Source organism: Paenarthrobacter sp. NPDC089322, assembly GCF_040684895.1.
In the GTDB taxonomy this organism is placed as follows: Bacteria; Actinomycetota; Actinomycetes; order Actinomycetales; family Micrococcaceae; genus Arthrobacter.
Map to the genome: position 1 here is coordinate 264,639 of NZ_JBFBGW010000004.1, position 26,253 is coordinate 290,891.

The following is a 26,253-nucleotide window of genomic DNA, read 5'->3' on the forward strand; positions in this document are numbered from 1 at the left end:
GATTTTTCCCGGTGCTAAACATAAATCTTTTCACTGAGAGCCCCCTTTAGATGCGCCGATGCGATGGCGCGTGGTGCGACCGTAGCACCGGGCCTAGGGGGACAAACAGGAGAAGTTGTCTATGACTTTAGCGCAGCCCCAATCACGCCCGCGCGTGCCGCTTCGCTTCGTTGCGTTCCTCGGCCGCGACCGCAGCACCCGTGCCGAGGCCGCGCACGGTCCAGCCGGCGCTCCGCCAGGCCTCAGCGTCCAGGACGTTCCGAGCGTCCAGCACCATCCGCCGTCGTACCAGCTGCCCGGCCTCCACAGGAGAAAGCTGCACGTATTCGTTCCATTCCGTGAGGAGCAGCACCAGTTCGGCGCCTTCCAGGGCGCGTTTGGTGGAGGCTTCGAAGCGGATCTGCGGGTAGCGGATCCAGGCGTTGTTGATGGCCTTGGGATCGGTGACGGTGACGTGTGCGCCGGCGGATGCGAGCTGCTGGGCGACGTCAAGGGCGGGGGAGTCGCGGATGTCGTCGGTGTCGGGCTTGAAGGACGCGCCGAGGATCGTGACCGTGCGCCCGGACAGGAATCCGCGGCACATCTCGCGGGCCACTTCAACGGTCCGGGAACGCTGGTTCAGGTTCACCGAGTCAACCAAGGCCATCCAAGCATCCACGGACGGCACATCCAGTTCGCGCGATTGTGCACGGAACGAGCGGATGTCCTTGGGCAGGCAGCCGCCGCCGAAGCCGAGCCCGGCGTGCAGGTACCGGTTGCCGATGCGGGGATCCAGGCCCATGGCCTCGCTGAGTTCGCTGACGTCGGCGCCCGACGCGTCGCAGAGCTCAGCCATCGCGTTGATGAAGCTGACCTTGGTGGCCAGGAACGCGTTCGACGCCGACTTGATCAGCTCAGCCGTCGCGAAGTTGCACACCAGCCGCGGGATGCCCGCACTGATCAGCGGCTCGTACACGGCATCCAGTACGGCGGTGATCGGCGCACCGGCAGCGGCGCCCTTGCCGCCCGGGACGCCGTAGACCAAGCGGTCCGGCACCAGCGAATCCTTCACGGCTGTGCCCTGCCGCAGGAACTCGGGGTTCCAGCCGAGGAGCACGTCCGAACGCCGCGCCAGGAGGTCGCGGAGCGTCTCCACCGTGCCTACCGGCACGGTGGATTTACCCACGACGGCGGCACCCTTGGCCAGGTGGGGGAGCAGGCTCCGGGTGGCGCCCATCAGGTAGGAGAGGTCCGCGGTGTCGGAGGTCTTGGACTGCGGAGTGCCCACGCAGAGGAAGTGAACTTGCGCGTCCGCCGCCGAAGAGAAGTCCATGGTGAACGTGAGCCTGCCCGTGGCGCGGCCATCGCCAAGGAGCTCGTCCAGGCCGGGTTCGTGGAAGGGAGCCAGCGCCTTATTGAGCTGCTCAACCTTGTGGGAGTCGACGTCGATGCCCACCACGGTGTGGCCCATCGATGCGAGGGTGGCGGCGTGGACGGCGCCGAGGTAGCCGCAGCCGATCACGGAGATCTTCATGAAAAGGGTCCTTTGCTGGAGGTAAGTTCGGGGTCTGCTTCACCGGCAGGCACGCCGGCGATGACTTCGTTGTAGTGCCGCACCAGGTCTGCGCTGAGCACCGGCCACGTCCGCCCTTGGACCGAAGCGGTTGCTGCCGTTGCGAATGCACGGCGCTTGGCGTCGTCGCCCATCAGGTCCTGCACGTAGCCACGCAACTGGGCAAGGTTTCCGGGTTCATACAGCCAGCCCGTGCGGGAGTTTTCGACGAGGTCCAAGGGGCCGCCACGGCCGGTCGCCACCACGGGAACGCCCGAGGCCATGGCTTCCTGGATGGTCTGGCAGAACGTCTCGAACTCACCGGGATGGACGAAAAGGTCAAAGGAAGCCACCGCTTGTGCCAAGTCATCACCGCCGAGGAAACCCACAAACACGGCGTCAGGCAACGCCGCCTGAAGAGTCTCCCGCTGCGGGCCGTCGCCAACAACCACGAGCTTCGTGTTGGGAATATCCGCCAGCACGGCGAGGTCCTCGACCTGCTTTTCGATGGCGAGGCGGCCGACGTAGCCGATGATCCGGTGACCGTCGGGCGCTACTTTGCTGCGCCACGCCGTCGAGCGTTTTGCCGGGTTGAAGCGCGCGGTCTCCACACCGCGACGCCACATGTCCACGCGCATGATGCCGCGGCCGCGCAACTGGTTCAGCGCGAACGTGGACGGCACCAGGGTTCGGCTGGCCATGAGGTGGATGTTGTCCACACGGTTCCAGGCCCAGTTCTCCAGAAACGGCACGCCATAGCGCGCGGCGTAGCTGGGAACCTCGGTTTGGTAGATCGCGACCGTCGGGAGGCCGAGTTGGTCGGCGGCCTGCACGGCGCGCCAGCCGAGCACGAACGGGGAGGCGAGGTGAACGACGTCGGGGGCGAAATCGGCAAGGATTCTCTTGACCCGATTCACACCACCCAACGCAACCCGCACATTCGTGTAACCGGCCAGCGGCACAGAGGGAAGCCGGTGCACGTACGCACCTTTGACGACGCTCGAAACATCAGTGTCCGACGTCGACGGCGCAATCACCATCACCTCATCACCCCGCTCCTGCAGATGCTCCAGCACCCGCAGTATCGAGTGGGTTACCCCGTTCATCAGCGGCAGGAATGATTCAGCGACGATTGCGATCCTCACGCCTTCAACGGTGGTCGCGGCGGTTGGCTTGCGGGGTGCGACGGGGTGGCCTGTGGGGGAAGAGTTGGTTAACAGGTGGTTTGTACCTTTTGTCTGTGGGCGGCGGTAGGCTGGCGTTCTACGACGCGCTGGGCGTTCTTGATTTTGGGGGTCTTTTCCATGGGTACTGCTGGGGCTGAATCGCGCGCGCTCCGTGCTGTTTCGGATGACGGACGACGGCGGCGCCTGGGGGCGGCTCGGTCTCTTGCGGCCGGTTTGGGGCTGGGATTGTTGTTGGGCGCCGTTGGTTCACCCGGCTCACCCGCGGTTGCCGACGCTGTGACGAACGTTGTATCCACGGGGGATCAACCCGGGGACATTGCCGTAAACCCGGTGACGAACAAAGCGTATGTTGCAACGTTTGAGGGCGTTTACGTCATTGACGGAATCAGTGGCTCGCGGATTCTCTACTCGGGTGACATGCCTGTGGATGTTGCTGTTAATTCGGCAACGAACAAGATTTACGTCAGCGAGATTAACGGCTCCGTTGCCGTCGTTGACGGTGTGACCGGCGCCGTGACGTCTGTACCAGCGGTATCCGGGGCGGGTGTCGTGGCGGTGAACGAGACGAACAACAAGATTTACGTCGGCGTCGCTTCCGGTGTTGCCGTGATCGACGGTGCAACGAACGCCGTGACCACCGTTCCGCTTTCAGGGGGCGCGAAGGACATTGTGGTTAACCCTGTCACTGACAAGGTTTACGTAAACTCCAGCGGAACCATCAAGGTCATCAACGCTGCCGGGAGCGTCACCGGCGAGACCATCATTGGCGCTGGAGGCATTCTCGGCATAGCGGTCAATGAGACAACCAACAAGATCTACTTCACCACGCTTGGCAGGTACGGCGCCGGCGTGAGCGTGATTGACGGCGCGACAGACAAAACCACGGGAAAGCTCGAGTCGTCCAGCGCGGTGGGGAAGTTGGCCGTCAACCCGGCCACCAACCGGATTTATGTGGCAGCGGACAGCACTTCCACGGAAGGCTACGTCAAGGTCATTGATGGGGCCACCCTGACTGAGGTTGCCCGGATCGTCACGCCTTCCCTTATCAGCGACATTGCGGTGAATCAGGAGAGCAACAAGATCTACGTCCCTCTGTCCGGACGGGGTACCACCATCATTGACGGCGCCGACAATAGCGTCTCAGCAGTCTTCACAGGACAGGACCCGGTTGCGGCAGCCGTGAACCCCTCAACCGGCGTGGCGTACGTGGCCAACAACGGCAGCGACTCCGTGTCGGTGATCGATGGGACCGTCCCGGCGCCTGTTAAGAATGACTTCAACGGCGATGGTTTTACCGACATCCTGGCTCGGGAAGCGTCCGGTGCGCTGTGGTTGTACCCGGGCAACGGTTCAGGCGGCTGGCTGGCGCGTGTCCAGGTCGGGCAGGGCTGGAACGTCATGACCGCACTGGTTGCTCCAGGCGACTTCAACGGGGATTCTCATTCTGATGTCTTTGCCCGTGACGGTGCCGGCGTCCTGTGGCTTTACCCGGGCAACGGTTCCGCAGGCTGGAAGCCGCGCGTGCAGGTCGGCAGCGGATGGGAAGGCATGAGCGCAATCGAGGGGATCGACTTCCACGGGGAAGGATTCGTCGATGTAGCCGCACGCGACCGGATCGGCACACTGTGGGTGTACCGAGGCGATGGAAACGGCGGCTGGTTGCCGCGCATGTGGGCGGGCTCAGGCTGGTCCGACATGTCCGAAATCACCGGTGTTGGCGACTTCAACGGCGACGGCCTGTCCGACATCGCTGCCCGCGATGGTGCCGGCACGCTGTGGCTCTACCCCCCGAATGGTGCCGGCAGCTGGCAGGCTCGCCAAGCCATCGGGCAGGGCTGGAACGTCATGAATTCCCTGGTAGGCCCGGGTGACTTCGACGGCGACGGCCGGGCCGACATCCTGGCGCGAAATTCTGCCGGAGAGCTTTGGCTGTACTCGGGGCAGGGTGGGTCTTGGTGGCCTACGGCTACGCGTGTGGGGACCGGGTGGAATGGAATGACGGCGATTCTTTAACCTAACCCGCTACTTTGGCAAGACCGTCGCAGGGTACGGTCCAAGTCATTCGTGGAGCCAGCTCGTCGGCATCTTGTGTTGGCTTCTACTCATCAGACATCGCCCCCTCTGAGCTTCGGCTCAAGGGGCGATTTTCATTCCACCCCGGTATTGCGGGCAGTAGTGGGTCGGCACCGCCACGTTTGATGAAGTTCAACCGGGCCGGAAGGCAGACGCAGATTCCTGATTCTCGGGCCCAAGTATCCACCTGCAAGGCCTGAACGGTTCCTCTGGAGCCTCCAGGGGCCGATCCACTTAAGGAGAGCGGTGGCAGCACCGCGGGCAATCTCTGGCAGACTCCCCAAGAGCCGTTGGTTTATGTGAACTTCAAGGTGTCCCCAATCTACACATAATGCTGGGGACAACGGGCGAGGGCGGCCGGTCTCAGCTGGGCTAAGGCCGGCCGCTCCACCTTCGATCTAGGTGGTGTAGCTAACTGATTGTGTACTCAAAGAACGGACCCGCGTAAGATCCGCCGGTGTAGACCAGGACACCCGGGCCTGGCGGTAGATCGAGAATGACACTGCCTGAGACTTTCTCGGCGGGACCCATGCCCGCGCTGGGGAACTGCAGAGCGTCGTCAATACAGCCGTAGGTGGCAATACCGCCTAGGCTGCCGTTGAACGTCGTACCGTTCGACGCGATGAACTTAAAGTCGTGGCTGCTGATCGTGTACTTGGGGTAGGAATCTTCTGCCAGTTCGGGCGTCGTCTCGACGGTGAGTTTGACGGCGATGATCCGGCCATTTTGTGCTGGCTGGTTATAGGGCTCAGTACATACGGTGTCCAGGATGCTATCCACAGTGAATTTGGTCGTCACCTTCTTTGTGTTGGCATCGCTGAATGTCCCCACATCGCCGAGACCAGCGATGAAGTTGCCTCGCACAGACTTGGCGTTTCCTGTTGGCGAGGGCGTGGACTTGGGAGTGGCTACAGGTGTGGCAGTTGGAGCGGTGACCGGCTCGTCGGACGCTTTGGCCGATTCTGACGGGGTGTTTTTTGGAATGGCACCACCGCACGCGGTGAGTGCCATCGTGACCCCGAGAATAAGGGAAGCCCCCATGAGTGCTTTACGCATTGCTCTTCCTTCTATAGATGCGAGTTGGAGTGATCTCCGCACTCTGTCCTGGTCTTGAACCAACACCGTCTGCCGACGACAGAGCCAAAGCGAATCAGTCATATCGTTGGCAACTTTTCCGCTGGACATCACCATATCCGCGGTCCTCCTTGGTTGCGGGCAACCCGCGCCTAGTCACGCATTGTTACGTAAGCCAGTGGTCGGGCTCCCGAATCCTATTGATTGCGTACGGAGCTAGCAGACCCTTTTGACCCTCCGTCAGGACGTACCGCATCTGCCCGAGGTCAGTCAGGAGAGTCACCCCGCGCCCGCTTCAGATCCTTCCGCAACCCGCGATTGTCTTCCCTGAGCCCGCGGTTGTCTTCGGTAAGTCCTCGGTTGTCTTCCACCAACCCCCGGTTCTCAGCCTCCAGCTCCAGCACCAGCTTTACGCCCGCCAGGTTCAGCCCTTCGTCCAGGAGGACGCCGATCCTTCGCAGCGTCTCGAGGTTCCGTTCGCTGTATCGGCGGGTGCCGCCGTCGGTCCTCTCGGGGGTGAGCAGGCCTTTGCGCTCGTACAGTCGGAGGTTCTGCTGGCCCGTGCCCACCAGTTCCGCCGCTACGGAAATGGCATAGACGCCCACGCCGTCCCGGTCCCCGCCATCCGCAGAACCGCCGTGGGGCACCCCGGCAACCGAACCGCCGTCGTGATCCTCAGCGGCGCTACTGCCATCCAAGCCAGCCATCTGAACCTCTCAAACTTCTTCAAAAAAACCTCTTGCACCACTCTCTCACCAGTGCTATAAAAAATCTATACCAGCCAATACAGATCGGGAAGGCTGGCAGAACAACAAAACCGCATCAAGATTTGAAGGAGTGAGAACCACCATGCTGATGCGCACTGACCCGTTCCGCGAATTCGACAGGCTCGCCCAACAGGTTTTTGGCACAACAGCACGCCCTGCCGGCATGCCGATGGATGCTTGGCAGGAGGGCGAGGAATTCATCGTTGCTCTCGACCTGCCCGGGGTCGACCCTGGTTCAGTTGACCTGGACGTCGAACGCAATGTTCTGACGGTGAAGGCCGAGCGGAAGTCGCCGGCAGGCGAAAATACTGAAATGATCGCCGCCGAACGTCCGCAAGGCGTCTTCAGCCGGCAACTGATCCTGGGCGACACCTTGGATACTGATGGCGTCAAGGCCAGCTACGACGCGGGTGTGCTGACACTCCGCATCCCCGTTGCCGAGAAGGCCAAGCCGCGGCGCATCGAGATCACATCCAACGAGCAACGGCAGGAGATCAACGCCTAGTTTCAGCTGCTCCGCTGGAGCTCCACCCGGGGGTGGCTGACCAGCGGAGCGTCAGACGGGAGCTTCAGACCGACCGCATCGGAATAGATGGGCGCAGGCTTCGCGCCACGCCACAGCGCTTGTTGCGCAGATGAAACGCGGTCCCCGACGTTGTCTCCCGAATGGTGGCCCCTGGCTCACGCCGGGGGCCATCGCCCAATCCCGGCATCATGTGGAACCAGCATCGTCATCCGGAATCCAGCCTTGAACAACCAACCCGACTACTACGCGATCCTCAATGTGGCGCCCACGGCGACCACCCGTGAGATCGCCCGCGCCTACCGCAGGCTCCTGCGCATCCACCACCCGGATACAAGGTTGCCCACCGACGGCGAAGATTCCATCAAAGCCGCGCAGAAACTGCACGACATCATGGAGGCGTACGTGGTCTTGGCTGATCCTGTGAAGAGGGCCGCCTTCGACCGCGGGCGCTCAGGCAGGAGCAGCGGCACCGGCATGAAGCAGGGAACGCCTGTCAAAGTCCGTTTTCATCAGGCGCCGGCCCCCGCCGCGGACCAGGGCACCGCCCAGAAGCCGCTGGTCTTCGGGCCCACGCGCTGGTCACCCTCACGTGGAACCGCGCAGGGAACCAGTCCGGGAACTACCAAGGGAACCAGCCCGCGAACCGGGCCCGGGTTCCCGCCGAAATTTCCAAGGAGAAGCACATGAGCTCTTGGCGCTCGTACGATGGCCAGCTGATGCCGGCGTTCTACGAACGGTTCGAACAACGGTGGGGCAAGGGAACCGCGCCGTTCCTGGACCCCGAGGAACACGAACAACCCCTGCCCCGCGCCCAATGGATCAACCCGGACACGGGCGCGGCCGTCGCCGTCGTACCCATCTGGACAGACGACCCCGAACACAGGTCATTCGGCGTCTTCTACCTTCCCCCTGCAGGCGACATCTGGATCCTCCGGCCGGGTCCGACGACGTTCGTCGAGCCGCGCAAGGGTGGCACCAAGGAACAGGTGTCTCTCCGTAACGACGCCTTCAAGAAAGCCGTCAACCACGCCAAGGAGTTCATCTACGGTCCGCAGCCGTAGTCATCGTGGATTTCCGAGAGAACCCATGTCATCCCGCAAGGACGCGGCCATATCCTGAAACCCTGGAACCCCGAGCGACAGGACTCAGTCATGACCGCGGCAAACCCCAGCATCAGCACCGTCCCCACCGGCTACTCGAGCGTCAGCCCATGGCTCATCACCCGGGACACCAACGCCCTCTTCGAATTCCTGACCGCCGCTTTCGGTGCGCAGGAAATCGATCGTGTTGTCGGCGAGGACGGCACCATCGGGCACGCGGAGGCCCGGATCGGCGATTCAGTAGTCCTGGCTTTCGATAGCCGGCCGCATTGGCCTGCCACGCCGTCGTACCTTCGCGTTTACGTCGACGACGCCGATGCCGCCTTCCACGCGGCCCTCGCCGCGGGTGCCACTACGATTTCGGTCCTCGACAACAGCGCGTGGGGCGACCGGGGCGCCCGGATCCAGGACCCGCTAGGGAACCTCTGGTGGATCATGTCGCACATGGAAGATGTCACGGACGAGGAAGCCGGACGTCGCTGGCAGGCACCCGAGTACGCCGCCGGCATGGAGTACGCCATCGAGTCCCTCAAACGGCACATGACCGGTCAAACCCCGGCGGAAGTGCCGGAAGCCGTCAGTTCCATGGTCCCGGTACCACGCGCTCCCGGCGTTGCCTCGGTCCCGGAAGGCTACCGCTCCGTCGAACCGTGGGTCATCTCCCGCAGCACACCGCAGCTTCTCGACTTCATCACCGCCGCGTTTGGTGCCCAGGAAGCTTTCCGTGTCCCCATGGAGGACGGCTCGATCGGGCACGCCGAGGCCAGGATCGGCGATTCAAACATTCTCGCCTTTGATTCGCGGCCGGATTGGCCGCCGACTCACGCTTTCCTCCGCGTCTACGTCGACGACGGCGATGCCACCTTCGCTGCCGCCCTCGCCGCGGGTGCCACGGCAGTCACCGACATGACGGAGATGTTCTGGGGAGAACAGGTCGGCAGGGTTCGTGATCCGCTGGGCAATCTCTGGTGGATACACTGCCGGGTCGCGGAGTTGAGCGAGGAGGAGGCCTACGCCCGCGCGGGGGATCCGAAGTTCGTCAAAGCCATGGAATACGTGACGAGTGCGGAGATCGTCGGGCCTGGGTGGTAGCGCCGTCGCGCTCAACGCGGCCGGCCGCCGTCGAGGGTTACCCGGCCAGTCGCCGTCGGGCGTTTCCCGGCCAGTCGCCGTCGGGCGTTTCCGGAGGGCAAAAGAAGGCTGGTGCAACCTATGGAGAGTATCCGAAGGCGGCTGCACCAGCTGCTAGTACGACTTTCTGTTATTAGTTGTGACACCTATTCATTGGCCGCTCCTAGTTCCCGGCTTCGATTATTTCCGGGCCTTTTTATCGTCTATGTAGTACTGGGCGAACATCCAGCCTGCCGTGATCATGAGGATGCCCAGCACCATGTGAGTCCAGTTGTCCACGGTGTTGAGGGATAGGAAGTTCGCCGCGGAATCGACGCCCACGCTCAGGCCGTAAATGCTGAGCAGGATGTACAGGCTGCCGAAGCCCATCAGGTAGTTGCGGGCTCCGTGGGCTGTGCGGGACATGACCAAGCCGAGCGCGCCGACGGCCAGCTGCACGATGTTGAGCAGCATGGATACCTGGAACACGCCGAAGAGCAAAGCCTGCGATTCCGGGCCGAGGAACCGTAGCTCGGAATACTGGGCGGTGATGCCGGGAATGAACCCCAAGACACCCACCAGCATCAAGAGGCCACCCACACCCAGGCCGATTACCTGGATGTCCTGCCTGCCAAAGTGGAAGCCGCGCGCATGCGAAGCAGAGGTGCTCATGCCGTTCTCCATTCACCCCTTTGCGAACACCTCCAATTTTACGGCCGGTTCGCGGAAAAAGCGCTCCAGTTCGCGGTACCGCAGGGCGCCTGCCGGGGGAGCGCCGCCCACCGTGGCACCATAGAACACGATGAAACTGCGCGCTGATCAGACCGGAAACCGTGGCCTCCCAATGCCCCTTTGGCTGCAGGGTGGTCTGGAAGCGGCGCAGGCAGCGTTCATTTCAGCGATTGTGGTGGTGCTGCCGCTCGTCGGGGTGTGGGCGACGGACGGGTTCCAGAACAGGAACGTCGACGCCTTGGCACGGTTGGCCGGGCAGGCCTGGCTGTTGATCCACGGTGTTCCGCTCAACGTTTCCGCCGTTAACGTGGGAACGGCAGGGCAACCCGGTTCCGGACTCCTGTCCTTGATTCCCCTCGGCCTGACGCTCATTCCCTTCCTGCTCGCTTGGCGGGCAGGGCGCCGACTCGCCCGCGCCTCATATACAGACCAGTTGTGGCAGGCGTTCCTTGGCGCGTGGATGGTTTATGCCGCATTCGGAGCAGCCACGGGTTTCGTGTGCCGCACCAACGAGGTAGTCATCAACCTGTGGCTGGCCATGAGCATCCCGTTGATTTCGTTCAGCCTGGGCATGATCGTCGGTGCCCGACGTGAGGCCGGTTCATGGAGCAGGCTCATCGGCGTGGACGCTGTTGCCTGGATAGCGAAGACCAGCCAGCATTCACGCTGGGCCGGTTCCTACGTTGGCTCGGCGTTGAAGGCCGGATTCGTCGCGACCATGGCCGCCGTTGCGCTCGCGGCCCTGTTGCTGGCGGTGGACATCGTGTGGCACTGGACAGACATCATCGCTGTGTACGAAGGTCTGCAAGCGGGTGCCTTGGGTGGGGCTGTCCTCACGATCGCGCAACTTGGCTTCCTGCCCAACCTCGTCATCTTCACGCTTGCCTGGGCCTCGGGCGCGGGCTTCTCTCTCGGCGTTGGCTCGACTGCGGGGCCGCTGGGCACCGCCGTTGGGCCCCTGCCTGCCGTGCCGATCTTCGGTGGGCTTCCCGCGGGGCAGCTCGAATTCGGTGCCATGGCCCTCGCCTTGCCTGTAGTGGCCGGAATCATGGCAGGCTGGTGGTTCCTCCGCGAAGGCGAGAACCACTTCGACGAATGGCTCTCCATCAAGATCAAGGCCCGCTGGTTCACGGCCACCCTCTCCACGCTGTTCCTTGGCGCACTCATCGGTGCCGTCGCGGGGTTGTTGAGCGGGGCATTGGCATGGATCGCCCGCGGCTCGGCGGGCATTGGCCGGCTCACGGAAATCGGTCCCCACCCGCTGTGGACGGCAGTCTGGCTGGCCGCGGAAGTGGGTATCGGCGTCGTCATTGGCTACGCGGTGGGCCCGTGGCTGGAACGCAGCCAGAAGCTGCGCGAGGCGAACCTGGATGAAAACGCGTACGACGACGAACACGCCTGAGCGGGTCTGCGCAGCTTCTTTTTGGGGGCCTAGCGCAACGGCCCGGGCATCGAGTTCTCAAGCTGGGAGAGGCACTGCGTCTTGGCGGACTCCGTCAACGCCGAGCGTGCGCAATCCTGATACGTGCTCACCTGCCGGAAGAAAAGCACCGACGTCAGAATCAGCAGGCACATGACCGCCGAGACAACCAACCCCGAGATCGTCCCGAACAAGATCAGCCGGGGATGCTTGTACTTCACGGTCCGCACCAGCACGACGATGCCCAGCACCAAACCGGCGAGCGTCAGGATTGCGCTCAACCACACGTAGTTCACGTTCAGGGAGAACACGAAGAACGACCCCAGAGCCGTCAAAAGGAAGGCACGGAAAAGGATCTGTGTCACGCCGAGCGCGGACTTTTCCGCCTCAGTGCGGGGCTGCTGGCTCGGGCGCGGGCCGACGACGGGATTCATGTTTTCCAGCCTACGCGAGCCGCCCATAAGCTAGTGCAATGCGCATTGTTGTCCTCGTGTCCGGTACAGGTTCCAATCTTCAGGCTGTCATCGACGCCGTGAAGTCGGGTGAACTGGATGTCGAGATCGCCGCTGTTGGCGCAGACCGTCCCGACACCTACGGCGTAGAGCGTTCAGACGAAGCCGGCATCGAGACGTTCGTGGTCAACTTCAACTCATTTGAGACCCGGGCCGAATGGGACGAGGCCCTGCGCGACAAGGTGCTCTCCTACAAGCCGGACGTGGTGGTTTCCTCCGGGTTCATGCGGATCGTCAGTGCGGACTTCATCGACGCTTTCGGCGGGAAGTACGTCAACACACACCCTGCACTGCTGCCGTCGTTCCCGGGCGCGCACGGTGTCCGCGACGCCATGGCCTACGGCGTAAAAGTCACCGGCTGCACCGTGCACTGGGCCGACGCCGGCGTGGACACCGGGCCCATCATCGCGCAGGAAGCCGTGGTGATCGAGCCCGGCGACACCGAGGAAACCCTGCACGAGCGCATCAAGGTCGTGGAGCGCCGCCTCTTGGTCCAGACGCTCGCGGACCTCGCCGCCTCACCCAACTAGGTCGCATTTGTGCGCGTTTTGACGGCTCAAAACGCGCTGTACTGCTACTTACATTTCGATTCATGGTTTGTGCCTGTGGATAACGACGCACGCACACCCTGATCTTTGTCAGCATGGGGCATGAAGACACCACGACCCCTGCCTGAGCCCTTGTCCTCGTTACCGTTTACGTGGCAGGAAGCCGCTCGGGCTGGAGTATCACGACGGCGGCTCAGTCACCACAGTCTGGACTCACCCAGCAGGGCGATTCGAGTGCCCGCATCAGAGGACGGGCACACCCTGGCCGACAACGTCCGTCCGGTCACGCTTGTCACGGAGTTCTCGGCAGCATCGCACGCCATGGCTTTCCTGCTGTGGGAGTTTCCGGGGTTCTTGCCTGGCAGCCACGAACCCGTAATCCATATATCGCGTCCAGAGGGGTTTGCCATCCCGCGACGACGAGGAGTGAAAGGACATCGAGGGCAGTTCTTCGAGGATGAGATCACCACGCTGAACGGCCTGTATATCACCACGCGAGCCAGGACGTGGTTGGACTGCACGCGAAAGATGGACATCGACGAGATCACCGTGGTGGCTGATCACCTGCTGCGCATTCCGAGACCCGAATTCGAGGGGCGCAGCTTGCCCTACTGCACACTGAATGACCTCGAGGAGATGCTTGACCGGCACTGGGGGACACCGGGAATCCGGAAGGCACGTCTCGCTTTGGAACAGACATGCGTGGGTGCCGACTCAGCGCAGGAAACCCGACTGAGGCTGGCACTCGCGCGGGCTGGCTTGCCCACAGCGGAAGTCAACGTACGCACGGAGTTGAGTCCCGGCGTCGTGCGCCAACCCGACCTGGGGTATCGCGAGTGGCGGGTTGCGGTGGAATACGAAGGTGAGGGGCATTCGGAGGCCGAGCAGATTGTGAGGGACATCGCCCGGGAGGAAGACTACAGCCGGGCCGGATGGATCCTTGTCCGCATCTCAAAACGGCACCTGTCCACCGGCGCGACCACTGCCGTGGCCAAGGTCAGGCGGGCGCTTGAGCAACACGGGTGGACACCCAAGTAGGTCGCATTTGTGCGCGTTTTGAAGCGTCATAACGCGCACAAATGCGACCCACTTGGGTAGAGAGGGGGGCGGAGGGTGGGGGTCAGTCCAGGATGCGCTGCTTGGTTTCCGGCGCGAAGAACGCCATCCACAGCACCGACAGGAGCACCAGAGCGCCGGCCAGGGCAAAGGACGTCGCCAGCCCGAACTCCGGCCAGAAGAACGAGGCGAACACGAGGGGTCCAAAACCTGCCCCGATGCGGGAGAACGTCGAAGCCCAACCGAACCCGGAACCGCGAAGCTCCGTGGGATACAGCTCGGAAACATAGGCGTAAAGCACAGGGATGGCCACCTGGACAACGAACCCGAACACCAACAACCACGCGACTGCTGCAGTAGGGATGTCCACCACAAAGGACACGATCACCAGAGTCACCGCGGACAACGGCCCCGTAATGGCCAGGATCCACTTACGGCCCACACGCTCCACCAGCAGAGCCGCAACCACCACGCCCAAAAGCCCGACGGCGGCCATCCCCGCTGTAGTGACAAAAGCCTTGTACTCCTCGAACCCGGCACCGATGAGAATGCGCGGCATCCACGTCAGGGACAAGTAGTAGACCAGCAGCACAGAGAAGAACAAGGCCCAGGCCGCGGTCGTGATCTTCCAATTGAACGCCCAGACGTTGCGCAGCTGGGTCCAAGCACTGCCGGGGGAGAGCCGGGGAGCAGCTTGGGGTTCGGGCAAGCTGTAAGCGCGGGGTTCGGCACCCGTAGCCTGTACCAATCCATCAATCACAGCAGCCGCCTCGGCACGCCGGCCCTTGCGGATCAGGAACAACGGCGACTCGGGGACCGAACGCCGCACCCAGAAAACCAGGAGCGCCGGGAGCACCATGATCAGCATGGTGAGCCGCCAGTCCGCAAACGCAGCCACGAGCCCGGCAGACACAAAACCACAGAGCGCCGCGCCCACGGGCCACCAACCGTCCATCGCAGTGAGGACCTTGCCGCGTTGCTTGCGCGGGGTGAATTCGCCCACCAGCGCGTAGTCCACCGGGATGCAACCACCCAGGCCGAAGCCCGCCATGAACCGGAAGATGCAGAACCACACGATGTCCGGAGCGAAGGCGCCAAGGACCGTGAAGATGCTGAAAATCAGGAGGGTCGCAGTGAAAGCCTTCTTCCGGCCAATCGTGTCCGCGATAGTTCCCCACGCGAAGGCTCCCACAGCCATGCCGATCAGGTTGGCCGTCCCGATCCACGCGGCATCAGCAGGCTGCAAAGACCAATGCTTGGACAACAACGGGATGAGAATGCCGTTGAGCGTGACATCCCAGGCGTCGAACATGAACCCGAGCCCACCGATCAGGAAAATCTTGCCCTGTACCTTCCACCGCCAAGGCAGTTCCTGCACAACTTGTTCGCCGCTGGGCACGGCTGTGTATGTATTCACTTTGTCCTCCTGCATGACACCTTATGCGTTGGGACCGACACCGAGCGTCCGCATTACTTTTGGTTGGCGATCGCCCTCCGAAGGAACCCGCCCGCATCCTCCAGGGCACTCTTCGCCCGCGAGGGTTCAATGCCCGTCAGGAGCACCAGGATCGCCGCCTTCACCGAGCCACCAACAGAATCCAACGCGGCAGCCGCCTCCGCCGCGTCGACTCCCGTGGCGTGCTGCACGGTCCGCTGCGAACGGGCAAGGAGCTTCTCGTTGGTTGCGCGCAGGTCCACCATCAGGTTTCCGTACGTCTTACCGAGCTTCACCATCACCAGCGTGCTGATCATGTTCAGGACAAGCTTCTGCGCCGTGCCCGAATTCAGGCGCGTGGACCCCGCAATGAACTCCGGACCCACCACCACTTCAATAGCGACGTCGGCCAGATGACTCACAGCCGAGCCCTTATTGCACGCCAGCGACGCCGTGAACGCCCCCTTCTTCCGTGCCTCCTCTAGCGCGCCGATCACGTAAGGCGTCCTACCGGACGCTGTGATACCCACGACGGCGTCCGCTTCCGTCACGTTGATATCGTGCAGGTCGCGTGCGCCCGCCGTTGCGTTGTCCTCGGCGTACTCCACCGGCTTCTGGATCGCCTGCGTGCCGCCCGCGATGAGCCCGACGACGAGTCCCGGCGGGGTGCCGAACGTCGGCGGACACTCGCTCGCGTCGAGCACACCCAGCCGCCCGGCCGTCCCGGCTCCCACATACAAAAGGCGGCCACCGCGCTGAAGTCGCTCCGCAACGGCGTCGACGGTTTGCACGATAGCCGCACTCGCAGCCTCAACCGCGGCGTGCACTCCCGAGCTGTGCGCGAGCATCGCGGAGACGAGTTCGTCCGTGCCCAGGATGTCCAGCTCGCTCAGGTTCTCCGCAGCGGCCTCGGTCTGGAGTCCAGCGAGTTCCGTGCGCAGGCCCGCAAGTTTGTCAGGGTCAGTCGGGCCAGTTTGTTCCGTCACGGTGGATGTACCTTTCCTGGATGAGCCCGCGGCGCGTCGCAGCGAGGGCGGCGCCGTCCAAGCCATCCCCGAGCGGGGCCACCACCTCAATCCCAGCCGAAGCAAGGGACTTCCGCAAGAGCTCCGCGAAGAACTCCGAACTCACCACTCCACCCAGCATCGCCACCCGCTGCGAGCCGCCCGACTCGCCGCCCGACGCCAGTTTTACGGTCTCCGTCAGGATGCTGCACGCCTCGCCAATGATGTTAAGTGCGACGGCGTCACCCGCCTCCGCTGCGTGGAGAACCAGCGGTGCGAAACGGGCCATCGCACGGTAGGGGTTGTCCGTTCCGGCGAGCCAAGCCGGCAAGTGTTCCGGCGACTCGACCAGAGCTCCGGCCGCAGCGGACAAGGACGTGGCCGGGCCGCCGTCGAGCGCTCGCAGGACTGCCTGTAATCCTTGCTGGCCGATCCAGCGTCCGCTGCCACGGTCCCCGAGGTACGGACCCCAGCCGTCGGCACGATGGAGGACGCCGCTGTCGTCGAACCGGAACGCGACTGCGCCGGTGCCGACAATCAGCGTGGTTCCCGGTGCGCCTTGAAGAGCGCCGAGCTGGGCCGCGGTGGCGTCGGAGAGGACGGCCGCGGGAACGCCGAACCTTTGGGACAACATGGTGGCCAGTTCACGGGATTTTTCCTCGGACGCCTCGACTCCGGCAACGGCAGCGCCGACGCCCGTGAGGGTGCTGATGGGGAGGGCCGGCGGCAGCAGCGCGGTTGTTTCGAGGAGGAGTTCGAACGCGAGGGTGGGCCCGTTGTCCACGTGCACTCCGGGAAAGCCGTGCTGATCCGCCGCGCCAAGCAACTCCGTGCCGCTGCGCAGTTCCACACGGCAGCGGCTCTTTCCTATATCGGCGGCGAGAACGACCTCGGTGGCTTCCATGGATCAACCCTATGTTGCAGGTGGTGTGTTGTGGGACGCAAAACAAGGCCCGTCAAGGAAACACGATAAACTTCCCTTATCCCCACCGACCCGCGATATCTACGCGAACTAAGACGGAGACTTTTGTGAGCTTGACGCAGCTTGACCGTGTTCCCATCCGCCGTGCACTGATCTCGGTTTACGACAAGACGGGACTGGAGGAGCTCGCTAAGGGCCTGCATGCAGCCGGCGTCGCGATCGTGTCCACCGGCTCCACCGCCAAGAAGATCGCCGCCGCAGGCATCCCGGTCAAGGAAGTCGAAGAAGTCACCGGCTCCCCGGAAATGCTCGATGGCCGCGTCAAGACCCTGCACCCGCGCGTGCATGGCGGCATCCTGGCCGACCGCCGCGTCCCCGCCCACATGGAGACGCTCGCCAAGATGGAGATCGAGCCTTTCGACCTCGTCGTGGTGAACCTGTACCCGTTCGTCGAGACGGTCAAGTCCGGCGCTGCGCAGGACGACGTTGTGGAGCAGATCGACATCGGGGGCCCCGCCATGGTGCGCTCGGCCGCGAAGAACCACGCCGCCGTCGCGATCGTCACGGACCCCACCTTCTACGGCGCCGTGGTGACCGCCGCCGCCGAGGGCGGTTTCGACTTGAAGACCCGCCGTCGCCTGGCTGCCAAGGCCTTCGCTCACACGGCGAGCTACGACAATGCCGTCGCCACCTGGACCGCGAGCCAGTTCCTCGATGAAGACGGCGACGGCGTCATCGACTGGCCGGCCTACGCAGGCTTTGCTCTGGAGCGTTCCGAGGTCCTCCGTTACGGCGAGAACCCGCACCAGCAGGCTGCGCTCTACGTGGACAAGGCCGCTCCGGCCGGTATCGCCCAGGCCGACCAGCTCCACGGCAAGGCCATGAGCTACAACAACTTCGTTGACGCCGACGCCGCCCTCCGCGCAGCCTTCGACTTCGCCGAGCCTGCCGTCGCGATCATCAAGCACGCCAACCCCTGTGGTGTAGCAGTCGGTTCCGCCGATGCCGCAGACCCGATCGCCGACGCCCACGCCAAGGCCCACGCTTGCGACCCCGTCTCGGCCTTCGGTGGCGTCATCGCTGCGAACCGCACCGTCACTGCAGGCATGGCCCGCACGGTGGCCGACATCTTCACCGAGGTTGTCATCGCCCCGGACTTCGAGCCTGAGGCTGTAGAGATCCTCTCCAAGAAGAAGAACATCCGCCTCCTCGCACTGCCCGAGGGCTACGACCGCTACCCGGCCGAGATGCGCCAGGTATCCGGCGGCGTGCTGGTCCAGGTCACGGACAAGGTGGACGCCGACGGCGACAACCCCGCCAACTGGACGCTGGCAGCCGGCGAAGCCGCCGACGAGAAGACCCTCGCAGACCTCGCCTTCGCGTGGACCGCATGCCGTGCAGCCAAGTCCAACGCCATCCTCCTCGCCGACAACGGTGCCGCAGTTGGCATCGGCATGGGCCAAGTCAACCGCTTGGACTCGTGCAAGCTGGCCGTGGAACGCGCCAACACGCTGGGCGTCCAAGTGGAGTCCGACGTCGAAGGTGCCGGCGGCGCGTCCAACGCCAGCGGTGCCAACGCACCTGAGCGGGCCCGTGGCGCCGTTGCAGCTTCCGATGCGTTCTTCCCGTTCGCTGACGGCCTGCAGATCCTCATCGACGCCGGTGTCCGCGCCGTGGTTCAGCCCGGTGGATCCGTCCGCGATGAGGAAGTCATTGCCGCAGCCAACGCTGCCGGTATCAGCATGTACTTCACGGGTGCACGCCACTTCTTCCACTGATCCCCAAAGCTAGGCCCAGCCGGTCAAGCCGGTAAGCAGCACAGCGAAACGGCGGCCGCCCCCTGTAGGGGACGGCCGCCGTCGTACTTAACAGGGGCACGCAGCGGGGGTGACCGTTACGAAGCCGCGGCCGTCGTGTAGGTCGACTGGATGACACTGCCCCAGTACGGGCCGTACATCTTGGTGGAGTTGCTGCCGTATCCGTAGCTGTTCACGGAGTTCTGGTAGCCGCTGGAGCTGTTGCCGATGAACCACGGACCGCCGGACGAGCCACCGGTCATGTTGCAGGGGATGCCCTGGGTGTTGAACTGCGGGTTGTAGGGATCGTTGCTGGCGGTGCCGGAGCAGCTCTTGAGGGATTCACCGTTGAACGGAGCTGCTGCGGGGTAGCCGAAGGCCTTGTAGCTCAGGCCGCGGGCGGCGTTGAACTGGACTCCGGAGGACCCGACGACGTCGGCGAGCCGCTGGCCGTTGAGGGTGTTCAGGACGGCGAAGCCGGTGTCGTACTGCATGCTGCCGCTGGAGGACCACTGGGTGGGAGCGTACAGCGCCCTTGCCGTCCACTTGCCATAGGGTGCCGAACCGTTGAGGTACGCCGGGACGAAGACGAAGTTGGTGGCGAACGCCCCCGGACCTTCATTGAGGCAGTGTCCGGCGGTGGACACAGTGCTCTTGTTGGTGGAGGTCACGGAGTTGGCGGAGCACACGTAGTTGGCACCGCCGAGGGTGAAGAAGACTTTGCCGATGTGCTTGACGGGCGTTTCGCTCTGGTTGACCTTCAGGTTGATGGCCTTGGAATCCGGGGCTGCCTGCTGGCCGGGGATGCTGCTGAGGGCGCCCGGGGCTTCGGTGACCAGGGACTTGCCGAGGCTCAACAGCTTGCCGCGTTCCAGTGCCTTGGCGGCGAGGATGTCACCGGACTTGGCCGACTTCATGCGTTCGGGCGTCCAGTAATCCGCGGTGCCGGCGTCCGACACTGCATGGCTGCTGGCCACAGAACCTTGCGAGTCTGCGTTGTTCACCGGGGCGGCGTTTGCGCCGCTGGTGCCAACGAAAGCCAGGAGTGCGGCAGCAGACAGACTCAGCAGGCTTGTGGCCAGGGTCTTTGTTTTTGTCACGTTGTTCCTACCTATCGAGGGGGAGTGAGGCGGCCAGTGATGGCGACCGCCGACTGACGGAATTGAACGTACCGGCCGTATGACAAGTTTGTAAAGAGATGTTTCAGAGTTTGTGATATTTTGGTGTCACTTCCGGATGAGTCGGCAGCCGGTAACGCAAGCGTGATCCCGGCCACACGAAGGGATGCCAATCCGGCCTACTCGGGTAAGTTGGAGATGTTGAAATCTGCAGACTTTCAGGGAGAACCCCGCCAATGGCCAAGATTATCTATACCCACACAGACGAAGCGCCGATGCTGGCTACCTACTCGTTCCTGCCGATTGTGGAAGCGTACGCCTCGACCGCAGGTGTGGAGGTCGAAACCCGCGACATTTCGCTGGCCGGCCGTATCATCGCCGTTTTCGGCGATTTCCTGACTGAAGAGCAGCGCACGGGCAACGCCCTGGCTGAACTTGGCGAACTGGCAAAGCAGCCGGAAGCCAACATCATCAAGCTGCCCAACATCAGCGCCTCCGTTCCGCAGCTCAAGGCTGCCATCGCCGAACTCCAGGCCCAGGGCTACGCCCTCCCGGACTACCCGGACAACCCCTCCTCGGACACCGAGACGGACATCCGCTCCCGCTACGACAAGATCAAGGGTTCCGCTGTGAACCCGGTCCTGCGTGAAGGCAACTCCGATCGCCGCGCACCCCTGTCCGTGAAGAACTACGCACGCCAGAACCCGCACTCCATGGGCGCTTGGACTCCTGAGTCCAAGACCAACGTTGCCACCATGGGCCAGAACGACTTCCGCTCCAACGAGAAGTCCGTGGTCATCGAAGCCGATGATGCCCTCACCATCCAGCTTGTCCGTGAAGACGGCACCACCAAGGTCCTCAAGAAGGATTTCCCGGTCTTGGCAGGCGAGGTCGTGGACGGCACCGTCCTGCGAGCCGACGCCCTCGACGAATTCCTCAAGGCACAGGTTGCCCGCGCCAAGGAAGAGGGCATCCTCTTCTCCGCACACCTGAAGGCCACCATGATGAAGGTTTCAGACCCCATCATCTTCGGCCACGTGGTCAAGGCCTACTTCTCCGAGCTCTTCGACACCTACGGCAAGCAGCTCGCCGCGGCAGGCATCAGCCCCAACAACGGCCTCGCGGCAATCCTCAGCGGACTCGAGGACCTGCCGGAGGATGTCCGTGAAGGCGTCAAGGCAGCCATCACCAAGGGCCTCGAAGACGGCCCCGCCCTGGCAATGGTGGACTCTGACAAGGGCATCACCAGCCTGCACGTCCCGTCGGACATCATCGTGGACGCTTCCATGCCGGCCATGATCCGTTCCTCCGGCCACATGTGGGGCCCGGACGGCAAGGAAGCCGACACCCTGGCGGTCCTCCCGGACAGCTCCTACGCCGGCATTTACCAGGTAGTGATCGATGATTGCCGTGCCAACGGCGCCTACGATCCCACCACCATGGGCACTGTCCCCAACGTGGGCCTCATGGCGCAGGCAGCCGAGGAATACGGCAGCCACGACAAGACGTTCGAAATCGAAGCTGCCGGCACTGTCCAGCTTGTGAACCGCGCCGGTACCGTGCTGATCGAGCACCAGGTCTCCCCGGGCGACATCTGGCGCGCATGCCAGACCAAGGACGTGCCGATCCGCGACTGGGTCAAGCTCGCCGTCACGCGCGCCCGCGCCTCCCAGACCCCTGCTGTGTTCTGGCTGGACAAGAGCCGTGCGCACGACGCCAACCTGATCGTCAAGGTCAACGAGTACCTGAAGGACCACGACACCGAGGGCCTGCAGATCGAGATCCTGTCCCCGGTTGAGGCTACGGCCTTCACGCTGGAGCGCATCCGCAAGGGTGAGGACACCATTTCCGTTACCGGCAACGTGCTCCGCGACTACCTCACGGACCTCTTCCCGATCCTCGAGCTCGGTACCAGCGCCAAGATGCTGTCCATCGTGCCGTTGATCAACGGCGGCGGCCTGTTCGAGACCGGTGCAGGCGGCTCCGCTCCCAAGCACGTCCAGCAGCTCGTCAAGGAGAACCACCTCCGGTGGGACAGCCTGGGTGAATTCCTTGCCCTCGCGGTCAGCTTCGAGCACCTGGCCGTGACCACGGGCAACGCCCGCGCACAGGTCCTTGCTGACACGCTGGACCGCGCCACGGGTACGTTCCTGCTGGAAAACAAGTCCCCGCGCCGCAGCGTCGGCGAGCTGGACAACCGCGGAAGCCACTTCTACCTTGCCCTCTACTGGGCCCAGGAACTGGCTAAGCAGACCTCCGATGCTGAGCTCGCAGCTGCTTTCGCGCCGCTTGCGGAATCCTTGACCTCCAGCGAGGAAACCATCGTCGGCGAGCTGAACGCTGTCCAGGGTTCCGGCGTCGAACTTGGCGGTTACTACCGTCCGGACGCTGCCAAGGCCGCTGAAATCATGCGCCCGTCGGCGACGTTCAACAAGGTCCTCGCGACCCTTCGCTAGTCACTACGCAGGAAGGCCCTCCGAGCATTCGCTTGGAGGGCCTTCCGTGTTTTCGGAGGGGCTAGCGGGAGGCTGAGAACCGCTCCGGTGCCGTGCCGCCGTCGACGATGTCCTTCAGGATCCGGCCAATGGCCGGGGTGAACTTGAAACCGTGTCCGGAGAAGCCCGCGCCCACCACCAGGGGACCAAAATGGTCCAGCACGAAGTCCTCGTTGGGCGTGGTGGTGTAGGTGCAGCTGATGGGAACCGCTGTGGAAGGGTCGACGCCGGGAAGCCACTCTTCGGCGTACCTCACCAAGGCTTCAAGCTGCTGGGGGATGGGCTGGAACGTGCGCTCATCCGGGTCCATGACGGGCCCGACCCCGTGCCAGCCCGCCTTGACGCCTTCGCCCGGAGTGAGCATCCCGTAAACAGGGCTGTACCAGTACTCGTAGGCTTCGTTGTTGGGGTCGGGATCCGGGTTGTGGTTGAAGCTCGGCCAGACCAACGTGTTGTCCAGCGGCGTAAAGTGGGCCGGCTGCTCCTGCGTGACCACCAACGCCGGGAGTTTGACCAGGCCGTCCAGGATTTTGTTGGTCCAGGCACCGGCTGTGACCACCACACGTCGCGCGGCGTATTCGACGTCTTCCGTCACCACAACCACAGACTCTCCGCCGGTGACGCGGATGGCCTGGACCGGCGTCGAGTACTTGAAGATGGCACCGCGGGCCTCGGCTGCAGTCCGAAGCGCAACCAGCGCATCGGCTGAACGGACGCGGCCGGAACCGGGCACGAAGAGCACATCGGTGCTGAAGTTCATGCCCTGCCAGCGGTCGGCGGCCTCGTTGGCCGAGATGAAGTAGCTTTCGACGCCGCGTTCTTGATGGGCTGCGTGGATCTGTTCCAGCTTGGGGAGGTTGCCGTGGTTTGCGAGCCCCACGAGGTCCAAGAGGGGAGCACCGTGCTCGGCGGCCAGTTCGTCCCAGAGGATTTTGGACTCGGCGAGCAGATCCAGGTAGTCGGCCTCCGGGTAGGCGGTGTTGAAGTTGCGGGTTGCGCCGTGGGAGGCGCCCATGTGGTGGCCTGCCTCGAAGCGCTCCAGGAGCACTACGGACTTGCCGCTGCGGGCCAGCTGCCAAGCGGCCGCCGACCCCATGGCTCCTCCGCCGACAACTACGACGTCAACCTGCATCCCTGCTCCATCCTTCGCTCGACTCGCTGCACAACCTCAGCCTCCATTCTGCCCCCACTCACCCAAGTAGGTCGCAATTGTGCGCGTTTAGACGGGGCTAAACGCGCACAATTGCGACCTAGTTGGGTGCGGGCAGGCGGGGCGGGACAGCCCTACGCAGCCAACCGCCGACGGATCCACGCCGAGAACTGGTCCACCACAATGATCAGCACCAGCACGATCAGGATGTGCGTCAGCATGGAGTCGAATTGGAATGACTTGATGGACTGGTTGATCAGGAGCCCGATGCCACCCGCGCCCACCAAGCCAAGGACCAGCGAGGACCGGACGTTCACGTCGAAGCGGTAAAGCAGCAGGCCCACAAATTGGGGGACCACCATGGGCAGCGTGGCATTGGCTACCTGCTGGATTCGGTTGGCGCCGGCAGTGCGGAGTGCTTCCTGCGGTCCGGCGTCGATCTCCTCCATGGACTCCGCCCACAGCTTCCCCATCACACCTGTGTTGTGGCAGATCAGCGCGAGCACGCCCGCGAACGGACCCAGACCGACGGCGGTAACGAAGATGAGCGCAAACACGATGTCGGGCACAGCCCTGAAGAAGGACAGCACAGCCCGGGCCGCTTGGTAGACCAACCGGTGCGGACTCGTGTTCTCGGCTGCCAGCGCGGCGAGGAGCAACGCGAACGGCACGGACAACGTGGTGCCCAGCAGGCCGATCCATAGCGTGACAAGCGTCGCTTCAAGGCCCGGCTTGAGCGTCTTTTCCCAGCTGAGGTCCGGCGGGAACGCATCGGCCACGAACGCGGCCATACCTTTCCAGCCATCCACCAGCAGCTCCGGTTTGAACTCCGTCCCTTCGATGGCCACAGCGTGAAGTCCGACGACGGCGGCCGCCACTGCCGCCGTCGTAATCCACCGCAGCGGCTTCTTCGGGCGGACAAGTGCCACGCGGGTTTTGCTGGACGGGTCCCGCCGTACGACGGCGGGGTTCAGGGTTTGGGGTGTCATGCTGCAACAGTCCTGTCTGAAACGTCCCGGTCCGGGGCGTAGAGGGTATCAAGGTGCTCGGCCGTGACCTCCGCGGACGGAAGATCAAACGTCATGGAGCCTTGGAGGAGGCCGATGGACCTGTCGGCGTAGCGCAGCGCGAGGTTGGGCTGGTGCAGGACGGCGGCAACTGCCAAGCCTTCGGAGTGCGCGAGCTCGCGCAGTAGCGCCATGACCTGCTCGGCAGCGTGCGGATCGAGCGCGGACACCGGCTCGTCAGCGAGTACGACGTCGGCCCGCTGACAGAGTGCCCGGGCTACGGCCACGCGCTGCTGCTGTCCGCCGGAAAGGCGCCCGACCCGCTCGAAGGCACGGTCCGCCAGGCCGACGCGGTCCAGGCAGTCGAGGGCTTCCTGCTGGATGTCCGCCGGGAACAGCAGGGGTGTCAGGGAACGGACGGTCGGAATCCGGGCAAGTGCCCCGGCACAAACGTTGTCCAGGGCGGTGCGCCGGGGGACGAGGTGGATTTTCTGGAAGATCATGGCCATGCGTTGGCGCAACTGCTGAAGTTCCCGTCCCTGCAAACCTTCCAAGGGAGAGCCGCCGATGCTGATGCTGCCCGCGTCAGGTTCAGTGATGCCCATGACACAGCGCAGGGTGGTGGATTTGCCGGAGCCGTTGGCGCCGAGGAACGCGACCAGTTCCCCGGCGCCTACGGAGAAGTCCACGCCGTCCAGCACGGTCCGGCCGTTGAAGGACTTACGCAAGCCCTCCACTGATAAGAGCGCCGACACTATAGATCCTTCTCTGTAAGGCTCATGGTTTCCGCCAGTTCGAACAGCGGCGTGTAGTTGTCCTTGGTGACCTCGAGCAGCGGACCGGGAGGGGTGACGTCCAGGAACTCGCCAACCTTGGCCACATCCGTGGGCTCAAGCGAAAGGAAGGCATCCTTGACGGCTTTCTTGAAGGCAGGATCGGCGTCGCCGCGGACGGTGATGGGGTCGTTCGGGATGGGGTTGGAGGTCCAGACCTGGCGGAAGTCGTCTTTCTTGAAGGTACCTTCGGCGATTGCTGTGGCCAGCGTCTGGGAGTTGATCTGGGCAGCGTCCACCTTGCCGTTGGTCAGTGCCAGCAGGGCTTCGGGGTGGCCGCCGGTGTAGTCCATTTTGAGGTCGGCATCGGCGATCCCGGCTTCCCGGAGGCCGAAGCGGGGGAGCACGTCGCCGGACGTGGAGCCGACGCTGCCGAGCGCGAGCGACTTGCCTTTGAGGTCGCCGATGGCCTGGATAGGGCTGTCTTTCGGGACCCAGATGCCTGCCGTGTATGTGCTGAGCTGCTTGTCCGCGGTGCCGAAGGACACGAGCGGTTCGGCGCCGGCCTGGGCGTCCGCGAACACGTAACCGAGGGGGCCGAACTGGCCGAGATCGAGCTTGCCGTTGCGCATGGCCAGGACCTCTGCGGCGTAGTCCTCCACCACTTGGACGCTCACAGGGCATTCGAGCTTCTTGGACAGGGCTGCTGCCAGGACATCGTAGGCGGGCTTGAGCTTGGCAGGGTCCTCGTAGGGCTCGATGCCGAACTTGATTTCACCGTTGGGGCAGGTGGCTGAGGCAGCTTCGGAGTTGGCCGACTGTGCGGAGCCGCCGCAGGCAGTCAACGCCAAAACCGAGGCGAGGGCGAGGGCGGAACCGGCGAAGAGCGTGGTTTTCATGGATTTCCTCAAGATGCG

The 26,253-nt window shown here is 63.7% G+C and carries 24 protein-coding genes; 10 read left to right on the plus strand and 14 right to left on the minus strand.

Annotation, left to right across the window (positions count from 1 at the left end):
* Positions 1-142: 142 nt before the first annotated feature.
* Both AB0N65_RS06895 and AB0N65_RS06900 read right to left on the minus strand, forming a co-directional pair.
* Entirely contained in the window at positions 143-1,513 is a 1,371-nt protein-coding gene (locus AB0N65_RS06895) for a UDP-glucose/GDP-mannose dehydrogenase family protein (RefSeq protein ID WP_364159456.1), read from the minus strand.
* Positions 1,510-2,676: a glycosyltransferase family 1 protein gene (locus tag AB0N65_RS06900; protein WP_364159458.1), complete on the minus strand. Its 1,167-nt coding sequence runs from the start codon at positions 2,674-2,676 to the stop codon at positions 1,510-1,512. The genes AB0N65_RS06895 and AB0N65_RS06900 overlap by 4 nt, the downstream gene beginning before the upstream one ends.
* 159 nt (positions 2,677-2,835) lie before the next feature.
* Between AB0N65_RS06900 and AB0N65_RS06905 the strand changes: the two genes are divergently transcribed.
* A complete protein-coding gene (locus AB0N65_RS06905) occupies positions 2,836-4,731 on the plus strand; it encodes an FG-GAP-like repeat-containing protein (protein ID WP_364159460.1) in 1,896 nt (631 codons plus the stop codon).
* A 471-nt stretch (positions 4,732-5,202) separates the two neighbouring features.
* Here the strand turns inward: AB0N65_RS06905 and AB0N65_RS06910 are convergent, their stop codons facing one another.
* Positions 5,203-5,847, minus strand: a complete 645-nt coding sequence (locus AB0N65_RS06910; RefSeq protein ID WP_364159462.1) for a hypothetical protein — start codon at positions 5,845-5,847, stop codon at positions 5,203-5,205.
* Positions 5,848-6,131: 284 nt separating this feature from the next.
* The gene (locus AB0N65_RS06915; protein WP_364159464.1) at positions 6,132-6,572 is read right to left on the minus strand and encodes a MerR family transcriptional regulator; all 441 of its coding nucleotides are present in this window, start codon (positions 6,570-6,572) and stop codon (positions 6,132-6,134) included.
* Positions 6,573-6,714: 142 nt separating this feature from the next.
* On the opposite strand from AB0N65_RS06915, the gene AB0N65_RS06920 reads away from it, so the two are divergent.
* The 4 genes from AB0N65_RS06920 to AB0N65_RS06935 all read left to right on the plus strand — a co-directional run bounded on the left by AB0N65_RS06920 (position 6,715) and on the right by AB0N65_RS06935 (position 9,350).
* Positions 6,715-7,137, plus strand: coding sequence for an Hsp20 family protein (locus AB0N65_RS06920; RefSeq protein ID WP_364159466.1), 423 nt, complete (start codon positions 6,715-6,717; stop codon positions 7,135-7,137).
* Between the two features lie 243 nt (positions 7,138-7,380).
* On the plus strand, positions 7,381-7,845 hold the full coding sequence (locus AB0N65_RS06925) for a J domain-containing protein (protein WP_364159468.1): 465 nt from the start codon (positions 7,381-7,383) through the stop codon (positions 7,843-7,845).
* Positions 7,842-8,219, plus strand: coding sequence for a hypothetical protein (locus AB0N65_RS06930; RefSeq protein ID WP_364159470.1), 378 nt, complete (start codon positions 7,842-7,844; stop codon positions 8,217-8,219). The genes AB0N65_RS06925 and AB0N65_RS06930 overlap by 4 nt, the downstream gene beginning before the upstream one ends.
* 90 nt (positions 8,220-8,309) lie before the next feature.
* The gene (locus tag AB0N65_RS06935) at positions 8,310-9,350 is read left to right on the plus strand and encodes a VOC family protein (protein WP_364159472.1); all 1,041 of its coding nucleotides are present in this window, start codon (positions 8,310-8,312) and stop codon (positions 9,348-9,350) included.
* A 219-nt stretch (positions 9,351-9,569) separates the two neighbouring features.
* Here the strand turns inward: AB0N65_RS06935 and AB0N65_RS06940 are convergent, their stop codons facing one another.
* The gene (locus AB0N65_RS06940; protein ID WP_364159474.1) at positions 9,570-10,040 is read right to left on the minus strand and encodes a DUF4383 domain-containing protein; all 471 of its coding nucleotides are present in this window, start codon (positions 10,038-10,040) and stop codon (positions 9,570-9,572) included.
* A gap of 130 nt (positions 10,041-10,170) precedes the next feature.
* Here AB0N65_RS06940 and AB0N65_RS06945 point away from each other — a divergent pair, with 130 nt between their 5' ends.
* On the plus strand, positions 10,171-11,502 hold the full coding sequence (locus tag AB0N65_RS06945) for a DUF6350 family protein (protein WP_364159476.1): 1,332 nt from the start codon (positions 10,171-10,173) through the stop codon (positions 11,500-11,502).
* 29 nt (positions 11,503-11,531) lie between these two features.
* Here AB0N65_RS06945 and AB0N65_RS06950 read toward each other — a convergent pair whose 3' ends face one another.
* Entirely contained in the window at positions 11,532-11,981 is a 450-nt protein-coding gene (locus AB0N65_RS06950) for a hypothetical protein (protein WP_364159478.1), read from the minus strand.
* Positions 11,982-11,992: 11 nt separating this feature from the next.
* On the opposite strand from AB0N65_RS06950, the gene purN reads away from it, so the two are divergent.
* Positions 11,993-12,562, plus strand: coding sequence for a phosphoribosylglycinamide formyltransferase (gene purN / locus AB0N65_RS06955; RefSeq protein WP_364159480.1), 570 nt, complete (start codon positions 11,993-11,995; stop codon positions 12,560-12,562).
* 252 nt (positions 12,563-12,814) lie between these two features.
* A complete protein-coding gene (locus AB0N65_RS06960; RefSeq protein ID WP_364159482.1) occupies positions 12,815-13,618 on the plus strand; it encodes a hypothetical protein in 804 nt (267 codons plus the stop codon).
* Positions 13,619-13,700: 82 nt separating this feature from the next.
* On the opposite strand, the gene AB0N65_RS06965 is transcribed toward AB0N65_RS06960, so the two are convergent.
* From AB0N65_RS06965 to AB0N65_RS06975, 3 genes are read right to left on the minus strand one after another with little or no spacing between them, the layout of a single operon-like run.
* Positions 13,701-15,053 (minus strand): MFS transporter, encoded by a 1,353-nt coding sequence (locus AB0N65_RS06965; protein WP_364159484.1) that lies wholly within the window; start codon positions 15,051-15,053, stop codon positions 13,701-13,703.
* Between the two features lie 53 nt (positions 15,054-15,106).
* Positions 15,107-16,057, minus strand: coding sequence for an N-acetylmuramic acid 6-phosphate etherase (gene murQ / locus AB0N65_RS06970; RefSeq protein WP_364159486.1), 951 nt, complete (start codon positions 16,055-16,057; stop codon positions 15,107-15,109).
* Positions 16,032-16,979, minus strand: a complete 948-nt coding sequence (locus AB0N65_RS06975) for a BadF/BadG/BcrA/BcrD ATPase family protein (protein WP_364159488.1) — start codon at positions 16,977-16,979, stop codon at positions 16,032-16,034. Before AB0N65_RS06975 ends, murQ begins: the two co-directional genes overlap by 26 nt.
* A gap of 125 nt (positions 16,980-17,104) precedes the next feature.
* On the opposite strand from AB0N65_RS06975, the gene purH reads away from it, so the two are divergent.
* A complete protein-coding gene (purH, locus tag AB0N65_RS06980; RefSeq protein ID WP_364159490.1) occupies positions 17,105-18,775 on the plus strand; it encodes a bifunctional phosphoribosylaminoimidazolecarboxamide formyltransferase/IMP cyclohydrolase in 1,671 nt (556 codons plus the stop codon).
* Positions 18,776-18,891: 116 nt separating this feature from the next.
* Here the strand turns inward: purH and AB0N65_RS06985 are convergent, their stop codons facing one another.
* The gene (locus AB0N65_RS06985; protein ID WP_364159492.1) at positions 18,892-19,893 is read right to left on the minus strand and encodes a hypothetical protein; all 1,002 of its coding nucleotides are present in this window, start codon (positions 19,891-19,893) and stop codon (positions 18,892-18,894) included.
* 254 nt (positions 19,894-20,147) lie between these two features.
* Here AB0N65_RS06985 and AB0N65_RS06990 point away from each other — a divergent pair, with 254 nt between their 5' ends.
* Entirely contained in the window at positions 20,148-22,367 is a 2,220-nt protein-coding gene (locus tag AB0N65_RS06990; protein WP_364159494.1) for an NADP-dependent isocitrate dehydrogenase, read from the plus strand.
* A gap of 61 nt (positions 22,368-22,428) precedes the next feature.
* Here the strand turns inward: AB0N65_RS06990 and AB0N65_RS06995 are convergent, their stop codons facing one another.
* The 4 genes from AB0N65_RS06995 to AB0N65_RS07010 all read right to left on the minus strand — a co-directional run bounded on the left by AB0N65_RS06995 (position 22,429) and on the right by AB0N65_RS07010 (position 26,235).
* Positions 22,429-23,538 carry an FAD-dependent oxidoreductase gene (locus AB0N65_RS06995; protein WP_364159496.1) on the minus strand — a complete coding sequence of 370 codons (1,110 nt, stop codon included), beginning with the start codon at positions 23,536-23,538 and terminating at the stop codon, positions 22,429-22,431.
* 152 nt (positions 23,539-23,690) lie between these two features.
* Positions 23,691-24,545, minus strand: coding sequence for a phosphonate ABC transporter, permease protein PhnE (gene phnE / locus AB0N65_RS07000; RefSeq protein WP_364159499.1), 855 nt, complete (start codon positions 24,543-24,545; stop codon positions 23,691-23,693).
* Positions 24,542-25,318 (minus strand): phosphonate ABC transporter ATP-binding protein, encoded by a 777-nt coding sequence (locus AB0N65_RS07005; protein ID WP_364159501.1) that lies wholly within the window; start codon positions 25,316-25,318, stop codon positions 24,542-24,544. The genes phnE and AB0N65_RS07005 overlap by 4 nt, the downstream gene beginning before the upstream one ends.
* Positions 25,318-26,235, minus strand: a complete 918-nt coding sequence (locus tag AB0N65_RS07010; protein WP_364159503.1) for a phosphate/phosphite/phosphonate ABC transporter substrate-binding protein — start codon at positions 26,233-26,235, stop codon at positions 25,318-25,320. The genes AB0N65_RS07005 and AB0N65_RS07010 overlap by 1 nt, the downstream gene beginning before the upstream one ends.
* Positions 26,236-26,253 lie beyond the last annotated feature (18 nt).

What these genes read in the sequence shown, in the direction of transcription:
- AB0N65_RS06895 (WP_364159456.1), bottom strand. Translation starts at nt 1,513, where the DNA reads ATGAAGATCTCCGTGATCGGCTGCGGCTACCTCGGCGCCGTCCACGCC.
- AB0N65_RS06905 (WP_364159460.1), top strand. Translation starts at nt 2,836, where the DNA reads ATGGGTACTGCTGGGGCTGAATCGCGCGCGCTCCGTGCTGTTTCGGAT.
- AB0N65_RS06910 (WP_364159462.1), bottom strand. Translation starts at nt 5,847, where the DNA reads ATGCGTAAAGCACTCATGGGGGCTTCCCTTATTCTCGGGGTCACGATG.
- AB0N65_RS06915 (WP_364159464.1), bottom strand. Translation starts at nt 6,572, where the DNA reads ATGGCTGGCTTGGATGGCAGTAGCGCCGCTGAGGATCACGACGGCGGT.
- AB0N65_RS06920 (WP_364159466.1), top strand. Translation starts at nt 6,715, where the DNA reads ATGCTGATGCGCACTGACCCGTTCCGCGAATTCGACAGGCTCGCCCAA.
- AB0N65_RS06930 (WP_364159470.1), top strand. Translation starts at nt 7,842, where the DNA reads ATGAGCTCTTGGCGCTCGTACGATGGCCAGCTGATGCCGGCGTTCTAC.
- AB0N65_RS06935 (WP_364159472.1), top strand. Translation starts at nt 8,310, where the DNA reads ATGACCGCGGCAAACCCCAGCATCAGCACCGTCCCCACCGGCTACTCG.
- AB0N65_RS06940 (WP_364159474.1), bottom strand. Translation starts at nt 10,040, where the DNA reads ATGAGCACCTCTGCTTCGCATGCGCGCGGCTTCCACTTTGGCAGGCAG.
- AB0N65_RS06945 (WP_364159476.1), top strand. Translation starts at nt 10,171, where the DNA reads ATGAAACTGCGCGCTGATCAGACCGGAAACCGTGGCCTCCCAATGCCC.
- AB0N65_RS06950 (WP_364159478.1), bottom strand. Translation starts at nt 11,981, where the DNA reads ATGGGCGGCTCGCGTAGGCTGGAAAACATGAATCCCGTCGTCGGCCCG.
- purN (WP_364159480.1), top strand. Translation starts at nt 11,993, where the DNA reads ATGCGCATTGTTGTCCTCGTGTCCGGTACAGGTTCCAATCTTCAGGCT.
- AB0N65_RS06975 (WP_364159488.1), bottom strand. Translation starts at nt 16,979, where the DNA reads ATGGAAGCCACCGAGGTCGTTCTCGCCGCCGATATAGGAAAGAGCCGC.
- AB0N65_RS06990 (WP_364159494.1), top strand. Translation starts at nt 20,148, where the DNA reads ATGGCCAAGATTATCTATACCCACACAGACGAAGCGCCGATGCTGGCT.
- AB0N65_RS06995 (WP_364159496.1), bottom strand. Translation starts at nt 23,538, where the DNA reads ATGCAGGTTGACGTCGTAGTTGTCGGCGGAGGAGCCATGGGGTCGGCG.
- phnE (WP_364159499.1), bottom strand. Translation starts at nt 24,545, where the DNA reads ATGACACCCCAAACCCTGAACCCCGCCGTCGTACGGCGGGACCCGTCC.
- AB0N65_RS07010 (WP_364159503.1), bottom strand. Translation starts at nt 26,235, where the DNA reads ATGAAAACCACGCTCTTCGCCGGTTCCGCCCTCGCCCTCGCCTCGGTT.